The sequence below is a fragment of the Hypericibacter adhaerens genome (assembly GCF_008728835.1).
Classification (GTDB): domain Bacteria; phylum Pseudomonadota; class Alphaproteobacteria; order Dongiales; family Dongiaceae; genus Hypericibacter; species Hypericibacter adhaerens.
The window spans coordinates 3,014,735-3,032,273 of the sequence record NZ_CP042582.1 but is presented as its reverse complement, the minus strand read 5'-3'; the positions used below and the strand labels follow the sequence as shown (position 1 = coordinate 3,032,273).

Sequence of the window (17,539 nt, the reverse complement as noted above, 5' to 3'; positions counted from 1 at the left end):
CCGAGCGGGCGCCAAGCGAAAGGGGGACTCGCGATGCGCTGCCCGTTCTGTGGCAACGAGGATACTCAGGTCAAAGATTCCCGTCCGACCGAGGACGGATCGGCGATCCGGCGGCGGCGGCAATGTCCGAACTGCGGCGCGCGCTTCACCACCTTCGAGCGCGTGCAGCTGCGCGAGCTGACCGTGGTGAAGAGCAACGGCCAGCGCGAGCCCTTCGATCGCGACAAGGTCATGCGTTCGATGCAGATCGCGCTGCGCAAGCGCCCCGTGGACAGCGACCGCCTCGACCGCGTGGTCAACGGCATCGTGCGCCGGCTGGAAAGCTCGGGCGAGAGCGAGATCCCGTCCAAGGTGGTGGGCGAGATGGTGATGGAGGCGCTCAAGAGCCTCGACCAGGTCGCCTTCGTCCGCTACGCCTCGGTCTACCGCAATTTCCGCGAGGCGAAGGACTTCGAGGAATTCGTCGGCCGCCTCGGCGGCGACGCGGATTGAGAACTCCCGGTCGTCATCCCCGCGAAAGCGGGGATCCATCCTGCCGGGTTCGCCGCTGCTGAAGCATGGATCCCCGCTTTCGCGGGGATGACGGCGTGGGACGTGCAACGGGCAGAGTGAAGTTGGCCAAGAGCCCCAAACCCACCGATACCGACATCGCGCATATGCGCGCCGCGCTGACGCTGGCGGCGCGGGGGCTGGGGCGGGTCTGGCCCAATCCGGCGGTGGGTTGCGTGCTGGTGGCGCCCGAGGGCCGCGTCATCGCCCGGGGCTGGACCCAGCCCGGCGGGCGGCCGCATGCGGAAGTGGAGGCGCTGCGCCGCGCCGGTGCGGCGGCGAAGGGCGCCACCGCCTATGTCAGCCTCGAGCCCTGCTCGCATCACGGCCAGACGCCGCCCTGCGCCGAAGCGCTGGTCGCCGCCGGCATCGAGCGCTGCGTCGCCGCGATCGAGGATCCCGATCCGCGCGTGCAGGGCCGCGGGCTGGCGAAGCTGCGCGCGGCGGGCATCGCGGTCGCGCTGGGTCCGCTGCAGGACGAGGCGGCCGATCTCAATGCCGGTTTCTTCTCGCGCGTGAGGCTGGGCCGCCCGCTGGTCACGCTCAAGATCGCGAGCACGCTCGACGGTCGCATCGCGCTCGCCGGCGGCGAAAGCCGCTGGATCACCGGCGAGGCGTCGCGTGCCCGCGTCCATCTGATGCGGGCGCAGCATGATGCGGTGCTCGTCGGTGGCGCCACCGCGCTCGCCGACGATCCCGAGCTGACGGTACGGCTGCCGGGCTTCGAGGATCGGCGACCCGTTCGTATCGTGCTCGACCGCGATCTGGCGCTGCCACCCTCGGCCAAGCTGGTCGTCTCCGGCGACGTGCACCCCAGCTGGATCGTGGTGGGGCCGGATGTCGCAGACGCGCGAAAGGAAAGCTTTCGCAAGGCCGGAGCTGAGCTGATCGAGGTGCCCCTGGACAAGGATGGCCGTCTCGATCTCCAGGCGGTCTTGAAGGCACTCGCCGGCCGGGGCCTGACGCGCCTTCTCGTCGAAGGCGGCGGCCGCTTGGCCGCTTCCTTGCTGGCGCAGGACCTGGTGGACCGGCTGGCCTGGTTCCGCAGCCCGGGCATCATCGGCGGCGACGGCATTCCGGCCGCCGGTCCGCTCAGCCTTGCAAGTCTCACCGAGATGCCCCGCTTCCAGCGCATAGCAGCGGAGCCCCTGGGCGCCGACCTGCTGGAAAGCTATAAACGCCGCTCATAGATTAGCGCGGCTTCGGGCCTCTCGCCCCGCACAACCTCGGGTCACGCATGTTCACCGGCATCATCACCGATCTCGGCAAGGTCCGCGAGCGCAAGCCCGGCGCGGTGACGCGGCTCGTGATCGAGACGCAGTACGACACCGCAGGGATCGCGTTGGGCGCTTCCATCGCCTGCAATGGCTGCTGCCTCTCGGTGGTGGAGAAGGGGCCCGGCTGGTTCGCCTTCGAGGCCTCGAACGAGACGCTGGATGTGACCACGCTCGGCGGCTGGCAGGTGGGCACCCGGGTCAATCTGGAGCGCGCGCTGCGACTCGGCGACGAACTGGGCGGCCATCTGGTGAGCGGCCATGTCGATGGCGTCGGCCGGATCAAGTCCGTGCGCCCGGACGGCGGCAGCGTTCGGCTGACCGTCTCCGCGCCCAAGGCCCTGGCGCGCTTCATCGCGTCCAAGGGCTCGATCGCGATGGACGGCGTTTCTTTGACCGTGAACGAGGTCGCGGGCGTCGATTTCGGGGTCAACATCATCCCCATCACGCTCGAGGCCACCAACCTGGGCGCCGCCCATGAGGGCGACCGGGTCAATCTGGAAATCGACATGATGGCGCGCTACCTTGCCCGCCTCACCGAAAAGGAACCGGCATGAGCCAGCCCAAGCTCGAGCCCTGGCGGGCGACCTTCTCCGACCTCGTCTCGCCGACCGAGAGCATCATCGAGGAAGCGCGCAACGGGCGCATGTTCGTGCTGGTCGACGACGAGAGCCGCGAGAACGAGGGCGACCTCGTCATCCCGGCACAGATGGCGACCCCCGACGCGATCAATTTCATGGCCAAGTACGGCCGCGGCCTGATCTGCCTGGCCTTGACCGGCGAGCGTGTCGAGCATCTGGGCCTGCCGCTGATGGCGCAGCATAACGGGACCCGGCATCAGACGGCCTTCACCGTCTCGATCGAGGCGCGAGAGGGCGTCACCACCGGCATCTCGGCGCCCGACCGCGCGCGGACCATCGCGACCGCGATCGATCCGAGCAAGACCCGGGCCGACATCGTGACGCCGGGCCATGTCTTCCCGCTGCAGGCGCGCGACGGCGGCGTTCTGGTGCGCGCGGGCCATACCGAGGCCGCGGTCGACCTGGCGCGGCTCGCGGGCCTCAACCCGTCGGGCGTGATCTGCGAGATCATGAACGACGACGGCACCATGGCGCGCCGCGACGACCTGATCGCCTTCGCCCAGCGCCACGCCCTCAAGATCGGCACCATCGCCGACCTCATCGCCTATCGCCGCCGCCACGACCGCATCGTCGAGCGCTCGATCGAGACCGAGTTCGAGAGCCGCTATGGCGGCAAGTTCCAGATGATCGTCTATGTGAACCGCGTGGCCTATGCCGAGCATATCGCGCTGGTGAAGGGCGACCTCTCGGCGCCGGGCCCGATCCCGGTGCGCATGCATGCGCTCAATGTGCTGGACGACGTGCTGGGCGACACCACGGGCGGGCGGGGCGGCCAGCTTCAGGCCGCGATGCAGATGATCGCCGATCACGGCCGCGGCGTGGTCGTCATGATCCGCGAGCCGCACCCGACCAGCCTCAGCGAGCGGGTGCTGGCGCATCACAACCAGAAGAGCGAGAGCACGGGCCAGCTGCGCGACTATGGCGTCGGCGCGCAGATCCTGATCGATCTGGGGGTGCGCGAGATGATCCTGATCTCCAACACCCACCGCACCATCGTCGGCCTCGAGGGCTACGGCCTGACGGTCGTCGACCAGTGGCCCATTCCGCCGGCGCGCTGAGGCAGTCCTGTCATGGCCCGTACAACGACCTCCAAGCCATCGGCCGGCAAGGCCGGCGCGCCGCATGTGCTGATCGTGGAATCCCGGTTCTACGACCATATCTCGGACGAGCTCCTGAAAGGCGCCACCCAGGCGCTCGAGGCGGCCGGCTGCAGCTATGAAACCATCCAGGTGCCGGGCGCCTTCGAGGTGCCGGCTGCGATCCGCATCGTGGTCGAGGCGACCCACGGCGTGAAGCAGCCTTTCGACGGCTATGTGGCGCTGGGCTGCGTCATTCGCGGCGAGACCACGCATTACGACTATGTCTGCGGCGAGAGCGCGCGCGGTCTCCAGGAGCTGGCGATCCGCTACGGCCTCGCCATCGGCTACGGCATCCTCACGGTCGAGAACGAGGCGCAGGCGCTGGCGCGGGCGCGCGTCACCGAGAAGAACAAGGGCCGCGACGCGGTCAATGCCTGCCTGGCGATGGTCGCGCTGAAGCGCAAATACGGCGTCGATCGCGTCATCGAAGCCGGCCCATGAGCACCAGGCAAACCGGCAAGGACCCCGCCGCGATCGATCCGCGGCGCGGCGCGCGCCTGGCCGCGGTGCAGGCCCTCTATCAGATCGCGCTCACCGGCGCCGATCCGTCCATCGTCATCTCCGAGTTCATCCGTCACCGGCTGGGCAAGGCGATCGAGGAGGGCGGGGTGCCCGAGAGCGACCCGCAGCTCTTCTCCGATATCGTCCGCGGGGCCTCGGCCACCAGCGGCGAGCTCGACGACATGATCGCCGCGGTGCTCGATCCGGACTGGTCGGTCGAGCGGCTCGAGCTTCTGCTGCTGGCGGTGCTGCGCGCCGGCACCTACGAGGTATCGGCGCGCCCGGATCTGCCGGCCCGGGTCGCGATCAGCGAATATGTCGCGATCTCCGCGGCCTTCCTCGGCGACCGCGAGACCGGTCTCGTGAACGGCATCCTCGATCGGATCGCGCGCTCGCTCAGGCCCGACGAGCTCGGAGGCGATACGCGTGGCCAGCGCGAAACGACCGGGTGAGTTCGAGCTGATCCGGCGCTATTTCGCGCCGCTGGCGGCGGCGACGCCGGGGGCGCTCGGTCTCGGCGACGATGTCGCTCTCCTGACACCGCGGGCCGGCACCGAGCTGGTGCTGAAGACCGACGGCGTGGTCGGCGGGGTGCATTTCCTCACCGACGATCCGCCCGATCAGATCGCGCGCAAGGCGCTGCGCGTCAATCTCTCCGACCTGGCGGCCAAGGGGGCCGCACCGCTCGGCTATCTGATGACCTGCGCGCTCGATGCCTCGGTCGACGAGCCCTGGATCGCATCCTTCTGCGCCGGCCTCGCCGCGGACCAGGCCGAGTTCGGCATCGGCCTGCTCGGCGGCGACACCATGAGCACGCCGGGGCCCGTGTCGATCTCGATCATGGTTCTGGGCGAAGTCCCGATAGGCCGGGTCTTGCGGCGCAACGCGGCCAAGCCGGGCGATCTCGTCTTCGTCAGCGGCACGCTCGGCGATGCCGTGCTCGGGCTCAAGCGGCTGCGCGGCCGGTTTCCCGCGATGCCCAAGGCGGAGAGCGACCATCTCATCGACCGGTATCGCCTGCCGCAGCCGCGCCTCCGCCTCGGGGGGGCGTTGCTCGAGGAGGGCCTGGCGCGGGCGTCGCTCGATATCTCCGACGGCCTGATCGCCGATCTCGGCCATGTCGGCGAGCAGTCCGGCCTGGCGGCCGAGGTCGAGCGCGACCGGCTGCCGCTCTCGCCGGCGGCGGCGCGGGCCCTGGACGAGGATCCGGCCCTGATCGTCGACATCGTCGCGGGGGGCGACGATTACGAGCTGCTGTTCACGGCGCCGGCCGCCGCGCGGGCGACCCTCGCCGATCTGGGCCGGCGGCTGAATCTGCGACTGACCGAGGTCGGGCGGATGATCGAGCCTTCGGGCTCGAGCCCCGGGACCGTGCGGCTGCTTGACGGCCAGGGCCGGGAGATCCCCCTGGCGCGGCGGGGATGGGAGCATTTCTAAGCGCTTAGGCCGCCTGGATTTGCCTCGAACTTAGTCAAGCCTTAACCCAATTTTCAACGCCCCGGGGCGATCTTGGGGCCGCCATGAAGAAGCTGGTCCTGATCCTGCTCCTGCTGATTCTGCTGGGCGGCGGCGGTGCCGCGGCCTGGTGGTTCTTCCTGCGCGAAAAACCCGCCGACCCGCAGCTCGCGGCGGCACCCGTGGCCGCCCCCATCGCCTATCTCAAGCTGCCGGCCTTCACCGTGCCGGTGATCCGCGACGGCATGCCCCACGGCATGATCACGGTCGAGCTGACGATGGAGCTCAAGGACGAATCCGTCCGGCCCAAGGCCGAGGCGCGACTGCCCGTGCTGAACGACCGGCTCTTCGTCGTGCTCTATGACCTGCTCGGCCGGCGCTACATGCAGGAGCAGAACTTCAATCTCGACCTGGTCAAGGGCCGGCTCCTGATCGCGGCCGACAAGGTGATGGGCGAGCCTGGCAGCATCACCAACGTGACCTTCACCGCCGTCGAGACGCGCTTCGCCAGTTAGCTGGCCGCCGGGGGCGCTTTCCCCTGCAGGCGGCGGATCGACCACCAGATCCCCACGATCGCCACGGCGAAGCCCGCGAGCTCCAGCGGGTTGGGCAGCTTGCCGCTTGCCAGGAACACATAGGCCACGCCGAAGAAGGCTTCGAAGATGATGAGCTGGCCGAGCAGGCTCACCTTCAGAAGCCGGGCTGCGATGTTGAACAGCAGGTAGGCGAGCCAGGTGGAGCCCGCGCCGAGCACGATGCTCCAGAACAGGATGCCGTGAAGCTCCTGCCGCGGAATGGCCAAGGGGCTTCGCAGCTCGCCAAGGGCGTAGAAAACGGGGGCCGCCGCCAGAACCGCCACCAGCGAGGCGGTCCCGATCAGCGAGTTCCATCGGCCGGGATCGATGCTGCGATGGGCCTGCAGGAAGCGCGAGTTGGCGATGGCATACCAGGTCCACATGGCGAGGCAGCCGAGCAGGAGCAGGGTTCCGAGCGCGGAGAAGTCGGACATGTCGCGCAGGAAATCCGTCTTGCCGAGATTGAAGGTCACGACCCCCACCATGAAGATGCCGAGCGGCAGGGCGATGACGCTGAGCGCGCCTTCCTTCGCGGCCATGCGCCCGAACAGGGAGACGGTGACAGGCACCATGCCGAAGATCAGGATCGCGAAGGTGGCACCGGAGAGCTGGATGCCGATGGTGAGGATGAAATAGAAGGCCACGTTGCCGGCCAGTGCCAGGGCGAAGGCGATGCCGAAATGGCGCCAAGTGAGCGATCGGAATCCGCCGGCGCCCAGCGAGGCGACCGAGATCGCGCCATAGACGAGGAACCGGCCGACGGTGATCTCGGCGGCGCTCGATCCGTTCATCAGAAGGGGCGCGACAAAGGCCACGGCCCAGAGGCCGGTCGTCGCCAGCATCAGCAGGATGCCCCAGAAGAGGGGCGCTTGTTCGAAGAGTCCGCCCAGGCGCCGCGCGGCGGCGCGCCAGAGATCCGGAACGGAAAGGGTGAAGGCGAGGCTGGATTGAAGCGACATGGGCTCATCGTGCCGTGAAGCGGGCGCGCGAGCATATCCGGCGGGCCGCCGATTGGTGCGGGAAAATACCGCACCGGCCTTCTCCCGGGGTGGTTAATCCCTGGCGGAGGCCGGGCCGGTGCCGGCGGCCGGTTCCGCCCCCTCCCGACCCCGGGGCCGCGTTTCCCCGCGAAGGCCCGACCATCCGACGAGACCGCCCCTTGGAAGACCGGCCCGAGGCCGGGCATCCCTTCGGGAAATGGCTGCAAACCCGCGCCTTCCCGTGTTGCCTTGGGGTCCTGAATCCCCTAAGGTCCGCCCCGCATTTTTCAGCCGCCCGGCCGGGCGGCGGGCTGCCGATTCGTGCGCCCCCGCCGGCTTCTCCGGGCAAGTTTCCCTAAGGGATGGAAGGACTGCTATGGCCACCACGGAATGGATCGTCATTGCTTGCGGCGTATTGGCGCTGCTTTACGGCATCTACGCCGCACGCTCGGTGATGGCGGCCGGCACCGGCAATGACCGCATGCGCGAGATCTCGGCGGCGGTGCAGGAGGGTGCCCGCGCCTATCTCAACCGCCAATACACCACCATCGGCATCGTCGGCATCGTGATCGTCGTGATCCTCGCCGTGACGCTGGGCCTCTGGCAGGCGATCGGTTTCGTGATCGGCGCGGTGCTTTCGGGCGCTGCCGGCTATATCGGCATGAACGTCTCGGTCCGCGCCAATGTCCGCACGGCCGAGGCCGCGCGCCAGGGCCTGAAGCCGGCGCTCGCGATCGCCTTCAAGTCGGGCGCCATCACTGGCCTCCTGGTGGTGGGGCTGGGCCTGCTCGGCGTCTCCATCTACTACTTCATCCTGCGCTCGACCGGCATGGAGCAGCGCCACATCCTCGAGGCCCTGGTGGCCTTGAGCTTCGGCGCCTCGCTGATCTCGATCTTCGCGCGCCTGGGCGGCGGCATCTTCACCAAGGGTGCCGACGTCGGCGCCGACCTGGTCGGCAAGATCGAAGCCGGCATTCCCGAGGACGACCCCCGCAACCCGGCCGTGATCGCCGACAACGTGGGCGACAATGTCGGCGACTGCGCCGGCATGGCGGCCGACCTGTTCGAGACCTATGCGGTCACGGTGGTGGCGACGATGCTGCTGGCCGCGATCTTCGTGGTCGATCCGGCCCAGCAGAGCGCGCTCATGCTCTTCCCGCTGCTGGTCGGCGGCGTCTGCATCGTCGGTTCCGTGATCGGCACCTTCTTCGTGCGCCTCGGTTCCTCCAACAACATCATGGGCGCCCTCTATAAGGGCCTCGTGGTGGCCGCCATCATCTCGGCGGTCCTGATCTTCATCGTCATCCAGCAGCTTTTCGGCTGGGATGCGGCGCTGCAGATCGGCGAGCGGACCGTGTCCGGTGGCGACATCTTCTATTGCTCGCTGGTGGGCCTCGCGGTGACCGGCCTCCTGGTCTGGATCACCGAGTACTACACCTCGACCGCCTATCGTCCGGTGAAGAGCGTGGCCAAGGCCTCGGAGACCGGCCATGCGACCAACATCATCCAGGGCCTCGCGGTCTCGATGGAAGCGACCGCCCTGCCGGTGATCGTGATCTGCGCCGGCATCATCGTGGCCTTCTCGTTCGCCGGCCTCTTCGGCATCTCGGTCGCTGCGACCACCATGCTGGCGCTGGCCGGCATGGTCGTGGCGCTCGATGCCTACGGCCCCGTCACCGACAATGCCGGCGGCATCGCCGAGATGTCGGACCTGCCGAAGGACGTGCGCAAGACCACCGACGCGCTCGACGCCGTCGGCAACACCACCAAGGCCGTGACCAAGGGCTACGCCATCGGCTCGGCGGCGCTCGCGGCCCTGGTGCTGTTCGCGGCCTATACCGAGGATCTCCGCCACTACTTCCCGGACCTGTCGGTCGAGTTCCGGCTGCAGGATCCGTTCGTGGTGATCGGCCTCTTCGTCGGCGGCCTGCTGCCCTTCCTCTTCGGCGCTCTCGGCATGATGGCCGTGGGCCGCGCGGCGGGCTCGGTCGTGATCGAGGTCCGGCGCCAGTTCAAGGAGATCAAGGGCATCATGGAGGGCAAGGCGAAGCCCGATTACAGCCGCGCCGTCGATTTGCTGACCAAGGCCGCGATCAAAGAGATGATCGTGCCGTCGCTGCTGCCGGTGCTGGCGCCGATCGTGCTCTATTTCGTGATCGACGCGATCGCGGGCCGGGCCGAGGCCTTCACGGCGCTGGGGGCCATGCTGCTCGGCACCATCGTGACCGGTCTCTTCGTCGCCATCCAGATGACCTCGGGCGGCGGCGCCTGGGACAATGCGAAGAAATACATCGAGGACGGCCATCACGGCGGCAAGGGCTCGGACGCCCACAAGGCCGCGGTGACGGGCGATACGGTCGGCGATCCCTACAAGGACACCGCCGGTCCCGCCGTTAACCCGATGATCAAGATCATCAACATCGTGGCGCTGCTGCTGCTCGCGATCCTCGCCGCCGTGTGACGGCCGGGGTTTCGTGACGGCTGCCTCGCATGAGAAGGAAAAGCCCCGGCGGGATCGCCCGCCGGGGCTTTGCTTTGCCGGGTGGATGCCGCGCTCGCCGGGTCTGGCCCGCGAGGAGCGGCCGGGCCTTCGATCAGGGACCGCTTTCCTCGGCGTCCTTGTTGAAGCGGCCGAGGTTGCCGAGGAGCTGCTGGATGATCGTCAGCTCGCGGCCCAGCGTCGGCGTCACGCGCTCGTTCGGCTCGATCTGCTTGGCATCCTCGAGGCCGAGGACCTTGAGGTCGTCGACCACACCCGTCTTGTCGAAGCTGACGATCAGGACCTGCTGATCCTCGATCTCGGGCTCGAGGAAGGCGACGCTCCGGGTCCGGGTGCTGATGTAGTACCACTTGTTGTCGTTGAAGGTGCCGGTGGTCGACGGCGAGCCCAGGAGCTGCGCCACCTCGTTCTTGGTGTCGATGCCGGGCTGGATCTTCAGCACATTGTCGGCGTCGGGCAGATTGCCGCGCGTATCGATCGTCGGGCTGCAGCCCGCGGTCAGCGCCGCCACGGCAAAGCTTGCGACGCTCAGCGCAACACGTCGACGACGACCCATACTCACGACCTCTTGATCCCCTTGGCGGCACGCCGCCAGACGCGCCGCACCTTTCCATCAGCCCGGAACCCTGTCAACCGGCCTGACGGCATTATCCTTCCCTTACAGCAGGCTGCGCGATGAGCTGGCTTTCCCGGCTGTTCCGTTCCGACCCATCGGCCACGCCGGCGGAACGACTCTACGCCGCCCTGGTGGAGCAGGCGCGGCAGCCCGCCTTCTTCCGGGAAGGGCGCGTGCCGGACAGCCTCGACGGCCGGTTCGAGATGCTGACGCTTCATGCCTTCCTGGTCCTGCGCCGTTTGCGGGCCGAGGGCCCGGCCGGCGCCGCCTTGGCCCAGCGCCTCTTCGACCGCATGTTCGTCGATATGGACGAATCGCTGCGGGAGATCGGCGTCGGCGACCTGAGCGTGGGGAAACGGGTGAAGGCCATGGCCAAGGCCTTCTACGGCCGCTCGGCGGCCTACGAAGCCGCCCTGTCGGATCCGGCGGGATCCGCCCTGGCCGATGCCTTGGCGCGGAACCTCTATGGAACGCTGCCGGACCGGCAGGGGCTGCCTCTGGCGGCGATGGGCCGCTATCTGGGCCAGGCGGCCGCGGACCTGGCCGCGCAGCCCGCCGCCGCCCTGCTGGAGGGGCGGGTTTCCTTTCCCGCTCCCGGCCTGGACCGGTCTTAACATATTGGACTAAAATTAGATTCCTTGTGTTCCCAAGCCGTTCCCGGGCGCGACCAAGCGACCATTGACCGGGGCGGGGGCTTTCCTTATGTTGGCGCGCTTTTTGCGGCCGGCGCCCAAGGAGCGTCGCGATGGCCGAACCCCAGCTACAGCCCGAATTTTCCAGACCGATTCGCGTCGAGCGCATCGGCCGGGACGAAATCGGTCGGCAGATCGAGGCCAAGCCGGCGGAACGCGAGGCGTTGGCGGCGCGGCTGGGGCTGGAAAGCCTCGACCTGCTGCGGGCCGAGCTCCGGCTGAAACGTCTTTCGCGCGGCCGGATCGCCGTGGAGGGGCGGCTCCAGGCGAAGCTGACCCAGCTTTGCGTGGCGAGCCTGGCGCCGGTGGCGAGCGAGATCGAGGGCGAGTTCGCGGTCGAGTTCGTCGAAGCGGAGCCCGGCCCGGAGGCCGAGGCGGTGGTCTCGGTCGAATCGGAGGCTCCGCCGGAACCGATCGAGGAGGGCGCGATCGATCTGGGCGAGACGGTGGTGCAGGAGCTGGCGGAGCGGATCGATCCTTATCCGCGCGCTCCGGGTGCCGATGTGACCTGGCGCGACGAAGCGCCGGGTGAACCGGAACCCAAGCGGCCCTTCGCGGCGCTGTCGGCGCTGCAGGGGAAGAAGAAGGGCTGAAGGGCCCGGGAGTGAAGCCCGTTCACACGGGTGGTTTCGAGCGGGCTTTGGCTTGCCGGAACAAAGGTTTTTGGCTAGAAAACGGGCGCGCCGGCCGGTGGCCCCTGCGGAGAACGTAAGACAATGGCTGTTCCTAAGAAAAAGACCTCGAAGTCGCGCCGCAACATGCGCCGCTCGCATCACGCCTTGAAGCCGAATGCGCATGCTGAGTGTCCCAATTGCGGCGAGCTCAAGCGGCCCCACCATGTGTGCGGCGCCTGTGGGTATTACGACGGGCGGAGCGTTTCCGAGTCCAAGGCCGCCTGATCTCGTCGGCTGATCTCCCGAGAGGAGACCGCGTGACCGGGCAATTTGCCATCGCGCTCGATGCCATGGGCGGCGATCGTGCTCCCGAGATGGTGGTGAAGGGCGCGAACATCGCGCGCCAGCGCTTCCCTCAGGTGCATTTCCTGTTTTTCGGCGACGAGCAGCGGGTGAAGCCGCTGCTCGACAAGTATCGCGCGCTGGCCAAGGTCTCGACCATCCACCATACCGACCAGATGGTGAAGGGCGAGGACAAGCCCTCGACCGCGCTGCGCACCGGCCGCAGCTCGAGCATGCGCCTTGCGATCGACGCGGTGCAGAGCGGCGACGCCGCCGGCGTCGTCTCGGCGGGCAATACCGGCGCGCTGATGGCCATGGCGAAGGTGGTGCTGAAGACGCTGCCGGGCATCACCCGGCCGGCGATCGCCTCCTTCTTCCCGACGCTCAAGGGCGAGAGCGTGATGCTCGACCTCGGCGCCAATGTGCAATGCGACGCCGACAACCTGGTGCAGTTCGCGGTGATGGGAAACGTCTTCGCCCGCACGGTGCTGGGCGTCGTCAGCCCGACCATGGGACTGCTCAATGTCGGCTCGGAGGATATGAAGGGCCATGAGGCGCTGCGCGAGGCGAGCGCGCTTCTGCGCGACTTCAAGCTGCCCGGCAGCTTTCACGGCTTTGTCGAGGGCGACGACATCGCCAAGGGCACGGTCGACGTGGTGGTGACCGACGGCTTCACCGGCAACATCGCGCTGAAATCGATCGAGGGCACGGCCAAGCTCTATGCCGAGTTCATGCGCGCCACCTTCAAGAGCTCGTTCCTGTCGAAGCTGGGCTATCTCCTGGCGCGGCCTGCCTTGAACGCGCTGCGGCTGCGGACCGATCCGCGCCGCTATAACGGCGCCATCTTCATGGGGCTCAACGGTATCGCCGTCAAAAGCCATGGCGGTACCGACGCGCTGGGCTTCTCCAACGCGATCGGCGTGGCGGCGGATATGATCATGCATCGCGCGCTGGCGCGCATCACCGAGGATTTCGGCAACACCAACACCGCAGCGGTTTCGCGCCCGCAGGCGGCGGAACTGTGAGCGTGATCCGGTCTCTGGTCGCGGGCTGCGGCGCCTATCTTCCCCAAAAGGTCGTGACCAACGCCGATCTCGCCACGAAGATGGCGACGTCGGACGAGTGGATCCGTCAGCGCACCGGCATCCGCCAGCGCCATGTCGCGGCCCAGGGCGAGCTGACCTCGCATCTGGCGATCAACGCGGCCGAGGCCGCCCTCGCGGATGCGGGCATGACGCCCGACGAGCTCGACCTGATCGTGCTCGCGACCACCACGCCCGACGAGACCTTCCCCGCGACCGCCACGCGGGTCCAGGCGGCGATCGGCATGCATCATGGCATGGCCTTCGACGTGCAGGCGGTCTGCTCGGGCTTCGTCTATGCGCTGGCCGTGGCCGACAACTTCATCAAGGTGGGGCAGGCGAAGAGCGCGCTGGTGATCGGCGCCGAGACCTTCACCCGCATTCTCGACTGGAACGACCGCGGCACCTCGGTGCTGTTCGGCGACGGGGCCGGGGCCGTGGCGCTCAAGGCCGTCGAGAGCAAAGGGGACAAGAGCGACCGCGGCGTGCTCTCGACCCATCTCTTCTCCGACGGGCGCTATCACGACATGCTCTATGTCGACGGCGGCCCTTCCAGCACCGGCAAGGCCGGCTTCGTGCGCATGGAAGGCCGCGAGGTCTTCCGCCATGCCGTGACCAAGCTGGCCCAGGCGGTCGATGCCGCGATCGCCCAGAACGGCGTCTCGGAATCGGAGATCGACTGGCTGGTGCCGCACCAGGCCAACCTGCGCATCATCGACAGCATGGGGCAGCGGCTGAAGCTGCCCCCGGAGAAGGTGGTCGTCACGATCGACCGCCATGCCAACACCTCCGCCGCCTCGATCCCCCTGGCGCTGGCCGAGGCCAAGGCCGACGGCCGCATCAAGCCGGGCCAGCTGGTCCTGCTCGAGGCCATGGGGGGCGGGTTCACCTGGGGCTCGGCCCTGCTGCGCTGGTAGGCCGGATTTCCCGCCCCGGCTGTCGGCCGGGTCCGACCCTCGTCCCTGTTGCCTCCGAGGCCTCCCGCCGGGCCGTCGCCGGGCGAGTTATCCCGTGTCTTATCCACTTACTTCCTGAAACAGATCCGTCCCGAGTCGGACATGGGGCTGCCCCGGTGATGACACAGGCGGGGTCCCGAAGAGGATTAGACCGTCCGAACAAGCCCATGCATCATGGTTAACGGGATTCGCTCGTGGGTTGGATTCGTGATCGCCCATCGAGGTTCAAGAGCGAGGCCGATCCTCCTGTAATTGACTGGTTTCTCGCCGCGCGCTAGCGTTTTGGATGAAGAACGGGGGAATGCCATGAGCAACACGGTCACCCGAGCCCAACTCAGCGAAGCCGTCTACCAAGAGGTCGGCTTGTCACGGAATGAGTCGGCTGATCTGGTGGAGACGGTGCTGAAGGAGATCGCCGATACGCTGGCGAAGGGCGAGACTGTGAAAATCTCGTCATTCGGTACCTTTATGGTTCGCCAGAAGGGACAGCGCATCGGGCGGAACCCGAAGACCGGCGAGGAAGTGCCGATCAAGCCGCGCAAGGTGCTGGTGTTCCGGGCCTCGCATGTCCTCAAGCATCGCGTGAACGGGGGCAGCCCCGAGACGGCGCCGAAAGAGGCTGACTGATGCCGCTGCCGCAACCGCAGCGTCGCCATGAGGCGGAGAACGCCCTCCCGGCCGAGAGCCGGGACGCAGGCGCTCGCCGCAATGAGAAATCCGCGAGCGCCTTCCGCACCATCAGCGAAGTGGCGACCGAGCTTGATGTGCCGCAGCATGTGTTGCGGTTTTGGGAAACCAAGTTCTCCCAGGTGCGCCCGCTGAAGCGGGGCGGGGGGCGCCGCTATTACCGGCCCGAGGATGTCGATCTGCTGCGGGCGATCCGCAAGCTGCTCTATGAAGAGGGCTACACGATCAAGGGCGTGCAGCGGCTGATGCGCGAAGGCGTGTTCCGCTCCCGTGCCCAGGAGATGGCGGCTGCGGAGACGGCCGAGCCTGCGGAACTCCCGGTCGCGGAGCATGAGCCGGCGGCCGAGCCCGACCTTTTGGACGCCGTCACGGCACCGCCTGCAGCGGCGGAGACGGCCGATCCGGAAACCCATCGTCGCGAGCTCATCGAGAACGCGATCGAGGAGCTGACGGACCTCCGCAACCGCCTGGCGCGCCTGCTGGGCTGAACCGTTTTATCGAGGTTTCCCGGACGATTTTCCGCGGGGTTTTTGCCGCAGGGCAGCGATGGTTGCCTGGACCCGGGCGGGCCGCTATAAGGGCGCCCCAGGGTCGTCGGAGCGTGGCGCAGCCTGGTAGCGCACCAGACTGGGGGTCTGGGGGTCGCAGGTTCAAATCCTGTCGCTCCGACCATTTTCCCCCAATCGTTCAAGACATGGCAGAGCTGACCGGGGCCCCGGGCCTTGCGATCCGGGGCGGCATGGGGAAGGGCGAGCGCTCGCATGACGGGCCGCTTCCGGTGCCTTCGCGCCGGCCCGCGCCGCATCGGGATGAATCGTGAAGCGAGCCGCGGATCGTTGCGATCGACCCGACGATCCATCGCTCGATCGCCGGTCCGCCGCGATTCCTCACCACGGAAACCGGGCAATGATGCCGCGCCTGACGAGGGAGTCCGGGCCTTCGTATCTCGCACTGCCTTCGTAGAACGGGGATCTCAGGGCCTCGTACTTTTCTTTGTATCGAATATATTCCGCCGCTCCGTTCCAATGTTCCCCTTCGCTGACGGCAGCGTCGATCCGCGATCCGAGATCATCGAGAAATTTGAAGTGGAGAAGCGCCCCGATGGGCGGGGTCCTCAGCGTGGGGAACGGCGAGGCGTGATGCCGAAACGGCGTTCCATCCACCCAGAACCGAAACGGAAACTTCTCGAGAGAAACCGTAAACGGCCGTTCCTCGGTCGAAAGCAAACGTTGCCGGGGTCCTCCCCGCATGAGAGTCCGGCCCTTCTGGGATTGGATGATGTAGTAGCTGTCGCCGTCGAAAAACGGGCAGGCCTCGATCAGGCTGTCGCCTGCCCGGTACTCGATGCTGTCCAGCGGTTTGTCGGGATACATGTCGATCATCGGCGCGCGCATCGCGTAGACGCCGAGTTCCGTCAGTCTTCGCGCCACATCGCGAAGACCGCGATTTTCCATGTCGGGATATACGAGCAGCTCGTCGGCATCGATCAAGAGGTACCAACGCCCGAACCCGTATTGTTCCGCCAGAGAGTAATACCACCAGCCACCAAATCCGGATTCACCGTAAGAATTCCTTGTGGACCACAAATCGACATCGGGTTGCTGACGGAGATAGGACGAAGTCCCGTCGCTTGAATCGTTGTCGACGATCACAAACCTGTCGACGCCGAGTTTTCTGTGATGGCGGAGACAATCGGGAAGCCTGAGCTCCTCATTGCGCGCCACGATCATGCATATCGTGGCATCCGGCGACGGCGTCGGCTGACACCGGACTCGTTGCAGTATGTGATCGAGCGGCCGGTCGACCTGAGAATCCATCACCATCCCACGCGCGTATCCGTTCTCCTGCCGTTCGGCCGGAAGAACGCCACCGGCATCACGGGGCCGGCGGATATGAGGCATCTGCATTTGCTGGCGAAGATGAGCAGCGACGTTCCCCACCCGGCACCGTCATCCCGAACGATACCGAAGCCGGGGAATCCAGGAAAGGCAGGGCTTTACTCGTGCCTGGGGCGCGGGGGCTCGATCCCTCGAAGCCCGGCCCTTGGGGCTGCTCGCCCTCTTATGTGACGGATGTATTACCGGCTGGGCGCCGCTCGTGCGCTGGTGCCGACGGCGCTCGCCGGACGGTCGATCACGGGACGGGAGGGAGCGGCGGCGCGCAGGCGTTCCGCCAAGCCGTCCAGCTGCGCGGCGATCTCCGCCGCCATCGGCTTGCTGAGCGCGGTATCGTCGAACTGCTGAAGGCGGATATGGGCGTCGATCGCGATGCGATCGACCATCTTGTCCGTCAGGATACCCTCTTCGCGCAGCGCCTGCACGGCGGCCTGGAACAGGATCAGGTCGGCCGTCACCGTGCAGAACATCGCCTGCAGCATGGTCTCGGCCGCGTGAATCCGGCTTTCGAACTCTTCAATCCCAGACATGGCAACCTCTATCTCTGGCTAGGCGGCGCGGCGACTTCCTCGGCGCCTTTGATCGGCAGACAACGGAAGAGGTGGAATGACAACGCGTCACACCGATTTGGTTCCCTCGGTGAAGCGTTTCATGGCGACGGACCGCCTATCGGGCATGCTCGGATCGACAACGATGCCTTTCCTCATCGCTGCGATCAGCCCTGGTCGTGCTCGGGAATGACGGATCGCAGCTCTTGCGCGCCTGGCTGAACGCTGGAACGTTCATCGCGCTCTGAGACGGCGGCCATCAATCGCGGCGGCTGGATGGCCATGCAGGCGCCAAGGACCAGAGCGCTCACGCCGCCGATCACCTTGATGATCGGCCAGTTCAAGGAGCTCGCAACGTCGCCCAGCGGCAACTCCTGGAGCGGGGCGGCGGGGCTGAACAGCTCCAGCAGCAGCAGGGTGGCGCCACCCGCGGCAATCGTGATTCCAAAATCCCGCAAGATCGACATCTGACGGCTCCCGATCCGGTTACGAC

At 67.3% G+C, this 17,539-nt stretch carries 21 protein-coding genes and 1 tRNA gene; 17 read left to right on the top strand and 5 right to left on the bottom strand.

What is annotated here, in order from left to right:
• Positions 1-33 precede the first annotated feature (33 nt).
• From nrdR to FRZ61_RS13225, 8 genes are all read left to right on the top strand, one after another.
• Positions 34-492: a transcriptional regulator NrdR gene (gene nrdR, locus FRZ61_RS13260; protein ID WP_151118178.1), complete on the top strand. Its 459-nt coding sequence runs from the start codon at positions 34-36 to the stop codon at positions 490-492.
• Between the two features lie 116 nt (positions 493-608).
• The gene (gene ribD, locus FRZ61_RS13255) at positions 609-1,739 is read left to right on the top strand and encodes a bifunctional diaminohydroxyphosphoribosylaminopyrimidine deaminase/5-amino-6-(5-phosphoribosylamino)uracil reductase RibD (protein WP_407657814.1); all 1,131 of its coding nucleotides are present in this window, start codon (positions 609-611) and stop codon (positions 1,737-1,739) included.
• A gap of 47 nt (positions 1,740-1,786) precedes the next feature.
• A complete protein-coding gene (locus FRZ61_RS13250) occupies positions 1,787-2,380 on the top strand; it encodes a riboflavin synthase (RefSeq protein WP_151118177.1) in 594 nt (197 codons plus the stop codon).
• On the top strand, positions 2,377-3,522 hold the full coding sequence (gene ribB / locus FRZ61_RS13245; protein ID WP_151118176.1) for a 3,4-dihydroxy-2-butanone-4-phosphate synthase: 1,146 nt from the start codon (positions 2,377-2,379) through the stop codon (positions 3,520-3,522). The genes FRZ61_RS13250 and ribB overlap by 4 nt, the downstream gene beginning before the upstream one ends.
• Positions 3,523-3,534: 12 nt before the next feature.
• Positions 3,535-4,044, top strand: a complete 510-nt coding sequence (locus tag FRZ61_RS13240; protein ID WP_151118175.1) for a 6,7-dimethyl-8-ribityllumazine synthase — start codon at positions 3,535-3,537, stop codon at positions 4,042-4,044.
• A complete protein-coding gene (gene nusB / locus FRZ61_RS13235) occupies positions 4,041-4,556 on the top strand; it encodes a transcription antitermination factor NusB (protein ID WP_151118174.1) in 516 nt (171 codons plus the stop codon). Before FRZ61_RS13240 ends, nusB begins: the two co-directional genes overlap by 4 nt.
• Positions 4,531-5,541: a thiamine-phosphate kinase gene (gene thiL, locus FRZ61_RS13230; RefSeq protein ID WP_225308789.1), complete on the top strand. Its 1,011-nt coding sequence runs from the start codon at positions 4,531-4,533 to the stop codon at positions 5,539-5,541. Before nusB ends, thiL begins: the two co-directional genes overlap by 26 nt.
• An 83-nt stretch (positions 5,542-5,624) precedes the next feature.
• Positions 5,625-6,074 (top strand): flagellar basal body-associated FliL family protein, encoded by a 450-nt coding sequence (locus FRZ61_RS13225; RefSeq protein WP_151118172.1) that lies wholly within the window; start codon positions 5,625-5,627, stop codon positions 6,072-6,074.
• Here the strand turns inward: FRZ61_RS13225 and FRZ61_RS13220 are convergent.
• Complete coding sequence (locus tag FRZ61_RS13220; protein ID WP_151118171.1) at positions 6,071-7,093, bottom strand: DMT family transporter; 1,023 nt, start codon at positions 7,091-7,093, stop codon at positions 6,071-6,073. The genes FRZ61_RS13225 and FRZ61_RS13220 overlap by 4 nt on opposite strands.
• A 397-nt stretch (positions 7,094-7,490) precedes the next feature.
• On the opposite strand from FRZ61_RS13220, the gene FRZ61_RS13215 reads away from it, so the two are divergent.
• Positions 7,491-9,575: a sodium-translocating pyrophosphatase gene (locus FRZ61_RS13215; RefSeq protein WP_151118170.1), complete on the top strand. Its 2,085-nt coding sequence runs from the start codon at positions 7,491-7,493 to the stop codon at positions 9,573-9,575.
• A gap of 133 nt (positions 9,576-9,708) precedes the next feature.
• Here the strand turns inward: FRZ61_RS13215 and FRZ61_RS13210 are convergent, their stop codons facing one another.
• Positions 9,709-10,170 (bottom strand): outer membrane protein assembly factor BamE, encoded by a 462-nt coding sequence (locus FRZ61_RS13210; protein WP_151118169.1) that lies wholly within the window; start codon positions 10,168-10,170, stop codon positions 9,709-9,711.
• A gap of 119 nt (positions 10,171-10,289) precedes the next feature.
• On the opposite strand from FRZ61_RS13210, the gene FRZ61_RS13205 reads away from it, so the two are divergent.
• The 8 genes from FRZ61_RS13205 to FRZ61_RS13170 all read left to right on the top strand — a co-directional run bounded on the left by FRZ61_RS13205 (position 10,290) and on the right by FRZ61_RS13170 (position 15,275).
• Positions 10,290-10,844: a ubiquinol-cytochrome C chaperone family protein gene (locus FRZ61_RS13205; protein ID WP_151118168.1), complete on the top strand. Its 555-nt coding sequence runs from the start codon at positions 10,290-10,292 to the stop codon at positions 10,842-10,844.
• Between the two features lie 131 nt (positions 10,845-10,975).
• A complete protein-coding gene (locus FRZ61_RS13200) occupies positions 10,976-11,515 on the top strand; it encodes a DUF177 domain-containing protein (RefSeq protein ID WP_151118167.1) in 540 nt (179 codons plus the stop codon).
• A gap of 123 nt (positions 11,516-11,638) precedes the next feature.
• Positions 11,639-11,821, top strand: a complete 183-nt coding sequence (rpmF, locus tag FRZ61_RS13195) for a 50S ribosomal protein L32 (protein ID WP_151118166.1) — start codon at positions 11,639-11,641, stop codon at positions 11,819-11,821.
• A gap of 32 nt (positions 11,822-11,853) precedes the next feature.
• Positions 11,854-12,903 carry a phosphate acyltransferase PlsX gene (plsX, locus tag FRZ61_RS13190; protein ID WP_151118165.1) on the top strand — a complete coding sequence of 350 codons (1,050 nt, stop codon included), beginning with the start codon at positions 11,854-11,856 and terminating at the stop codon, positions 12,901-12,903.
• A gap of 2 nt (positions 12,904-12,905) precedes the next feature.
• Positions 12,906-13,877 (top strand): beta-ketoacyl-ACP synthase III, encoded by a 972-nt coding sequence (locus FRZ61_RS13185; RefSeq protein WP_325553008.1) that lies wholly within the window; start codon positions 12,906-12,908, stop codon positions 13,875-13,877.
• A 345-nt stretch (positions 13,878-14,222) separates the two neighbouring features.
• Complete coding sequence (locus FRZ61_RS13180) at positions 14,223-14,543, top strand: integration host factor subunit alpha (RefSeq protein ID WP_151118163.1); 321 nt, start codon at positions 14,223-14,225, stop codon at positions 14,541-14,543.
• Positions 14,543-15,091, top strand: a complete 549-nt coding sequence (locus FRZ61_RS13175; protein ID WP_151118162.1) for a MerR family transcriptional regulator — start codon at positions 14,543-14,545, stop codon at positions 15,089-15,091. The genes FRZ61_RS13180 and FRZ61_RS13175 overlap by 1 nt, the downstream gene beginning before the upstream one ends.
• Positions 15,092-15,198: 107 nt before the next feature.
• A tRNA-Pro gene (locus FRZ61_RS13170) sits at positions 15,199-15,275 on the top strand.
• Between the two features lie 215 nt (positions 15,276-15,490).
• Here the strand turns inward: FRZ61_RS13170 and FRZ61_RS13165 are convergent.
• From FRZ61_RS13165 to FRZ61_RS13155, 3 genes are all read right to left on the bottom strand, one after another.
• Positions 15,491-16,504 carry a glycosyltransferase family 2 protein gene (locus tag FRZ61_RS13165; RefSeq protein ID WP_191909007.1) on the bottom strand — a complete coding sequence of 338 codons (1,014 nt, stop codon included), beginning with the start codon at positions 16,502-16,504 and terminating at the stop codon, positions 15,491-15,493.
• A gap of 176 nt (positions 16,505-16,680) precedes the next feature.
• Complete coding sequence (locus FRZ61_RS13160; protein ID WP_151118160.1) at positions 16,681-17,028, bottom strand: hypothetical protein; 348 nt, start codon at positions 17,026-17,028, stop codon at positions 16,681-16,683.
• A gap of 185 nt (positions 17,029-17,213) precedes the next feature.
• On the bottom strand, positions 17,214-17,513 hold the full coding sequence (locus FRZ61_RS13155) for a hypothetical protein (RefSeq protein ID WP_151118159.1): 300 nt from the start codon (positions 17,511-17,513) through the stop codon (positions 17,214-17,216).
• Between the last annotated feature and the right edge of the window lie 26 nt (positions 17,514-17,539).

Excerpts from the sequence above, each read along its gene's own strand:
- FRZ61_RS13160 (WP_151118160.1), bottom strand. The coding sequence starts at position 17,028 with ATGTCTGGGATTGAAGAGTTCGAAAGCCGGATTCACGCGGCCGAGACC.
- FRZ61_RS13220 (WP_151118171.1), bottom strand. The coding sequence starts at position 7,093 with ATGTCGCTTCAATCCAGCCTCGCCTTCACCCTTTCCGTTCCGGATCTC.
- FRZ61_RS13165 (WP_191909007.1), bottom strand. The coding sequence starts at position 16,504 with ATGCCTCATATCCGCCGGCCCCGTGATGCCGGTGGCGTTCTTCCGGCC.
- FRZ61_RS13215 (WP_151118170.1), top strand. The coding sequence starts at position 7,491 with ATGGCCACCACGGAATGGATCGTCATTGCTTGCGGCGTATTGGCGCTG.
- ribB (WP_151118176.1), top strand. The coding sequence starts at position 2,377 with ATGAGCCAGCCCAAGCTCGAGCCCTGGCGGGCGACCTTCTCCGACCTC.
- FRZ61_RS13155 (WP_151118159.1), bottom strand. The coding sequence starts at position 17,513 with ATGTCGATCTTGCGGGATTTTGGAATCACGATTGCCGCGGGTGGCGCC.
- nusB (WP_151118174.1), top strand. The coding sequence starts at position 4,041 with ATGAGCACCAGGCAAACCGGCAAGGACCCCGCCGCGATCGATCCGCGG.
- FRZ61_RS13200 (WP_151118167.1), top strand. The coding sequence starts at position 10,976 with ATGGCCGAACCCCAGCTACAGCCCGAATTTTCCAGACCGATTCGCGTC.
- FRZ61_RS13210 (WP_151118169.1), bottom strand. The coding sequence starts at position 10,170 with ATGGGTCGTCGTCGACGTGTTGCGCTGAGCGTCGCAAGCTTTGCCGTG.
- FRZ61_RS13225 (WP_151118172.1), top strand. The coding sequence starts at position 5,625 with ATGAAGAAGCTGGTCCTGATCCTGCTCCTGCTGATTCTGCTGGGCGGC.
- FRZ61_RS13240 (WP_151118175.1), top strand. The coding sequence starts at position 3,535 with ATGGCCCGTACAACGACCTCCAAGCCATCGGCCGGCAAGGCCGGCGCG.
- FRZ61_RS13250 (WP_151118177.1), top strand. The coding sequence starts at position 1,787 with ATGTTCACCGGCATCATCACCGATCTCGGCAAGGTCCGCGAGCGCAAG.
- FRZ61_RS13180 (WP_151118163.1), top strand. The coding sequence starts at position 14,223 with ATGAGCAACACGGTCACCCGAGCCCAACTCAGCGAAGCCGTCTACCAA.
- rpmF (WP_151118166.1), top strand. The coding sequence starts at position 11,639 with ATGGCTGTTCCTAAGAAAAAGACCTCGAAGTCGCGCCGCAACATGCGC.
- nrdR (WP_151118178.1), top strand. The coding sequence starts at position 34 with ATGCGCTGCCCGTTCTGTGGCAACGAGGATACTCAGGTCAAAGATTCC.
- FRZ61_RS13175 (WP_151118162.1), top strand. The coding sequence starts at position 14,543 with ATGCCGCTGCCGCAACCGCAGCGTCGCCATGAGGCGGAGAACGCCCTC.
- FRZ61_RS13205 (WP_151118168.1), top strand. The coding sequence starts at position 10,290 with ATGAGCTGGCTTTCCCGGCTGTTCCGTTCCGACCCATCGGCCACGCCG.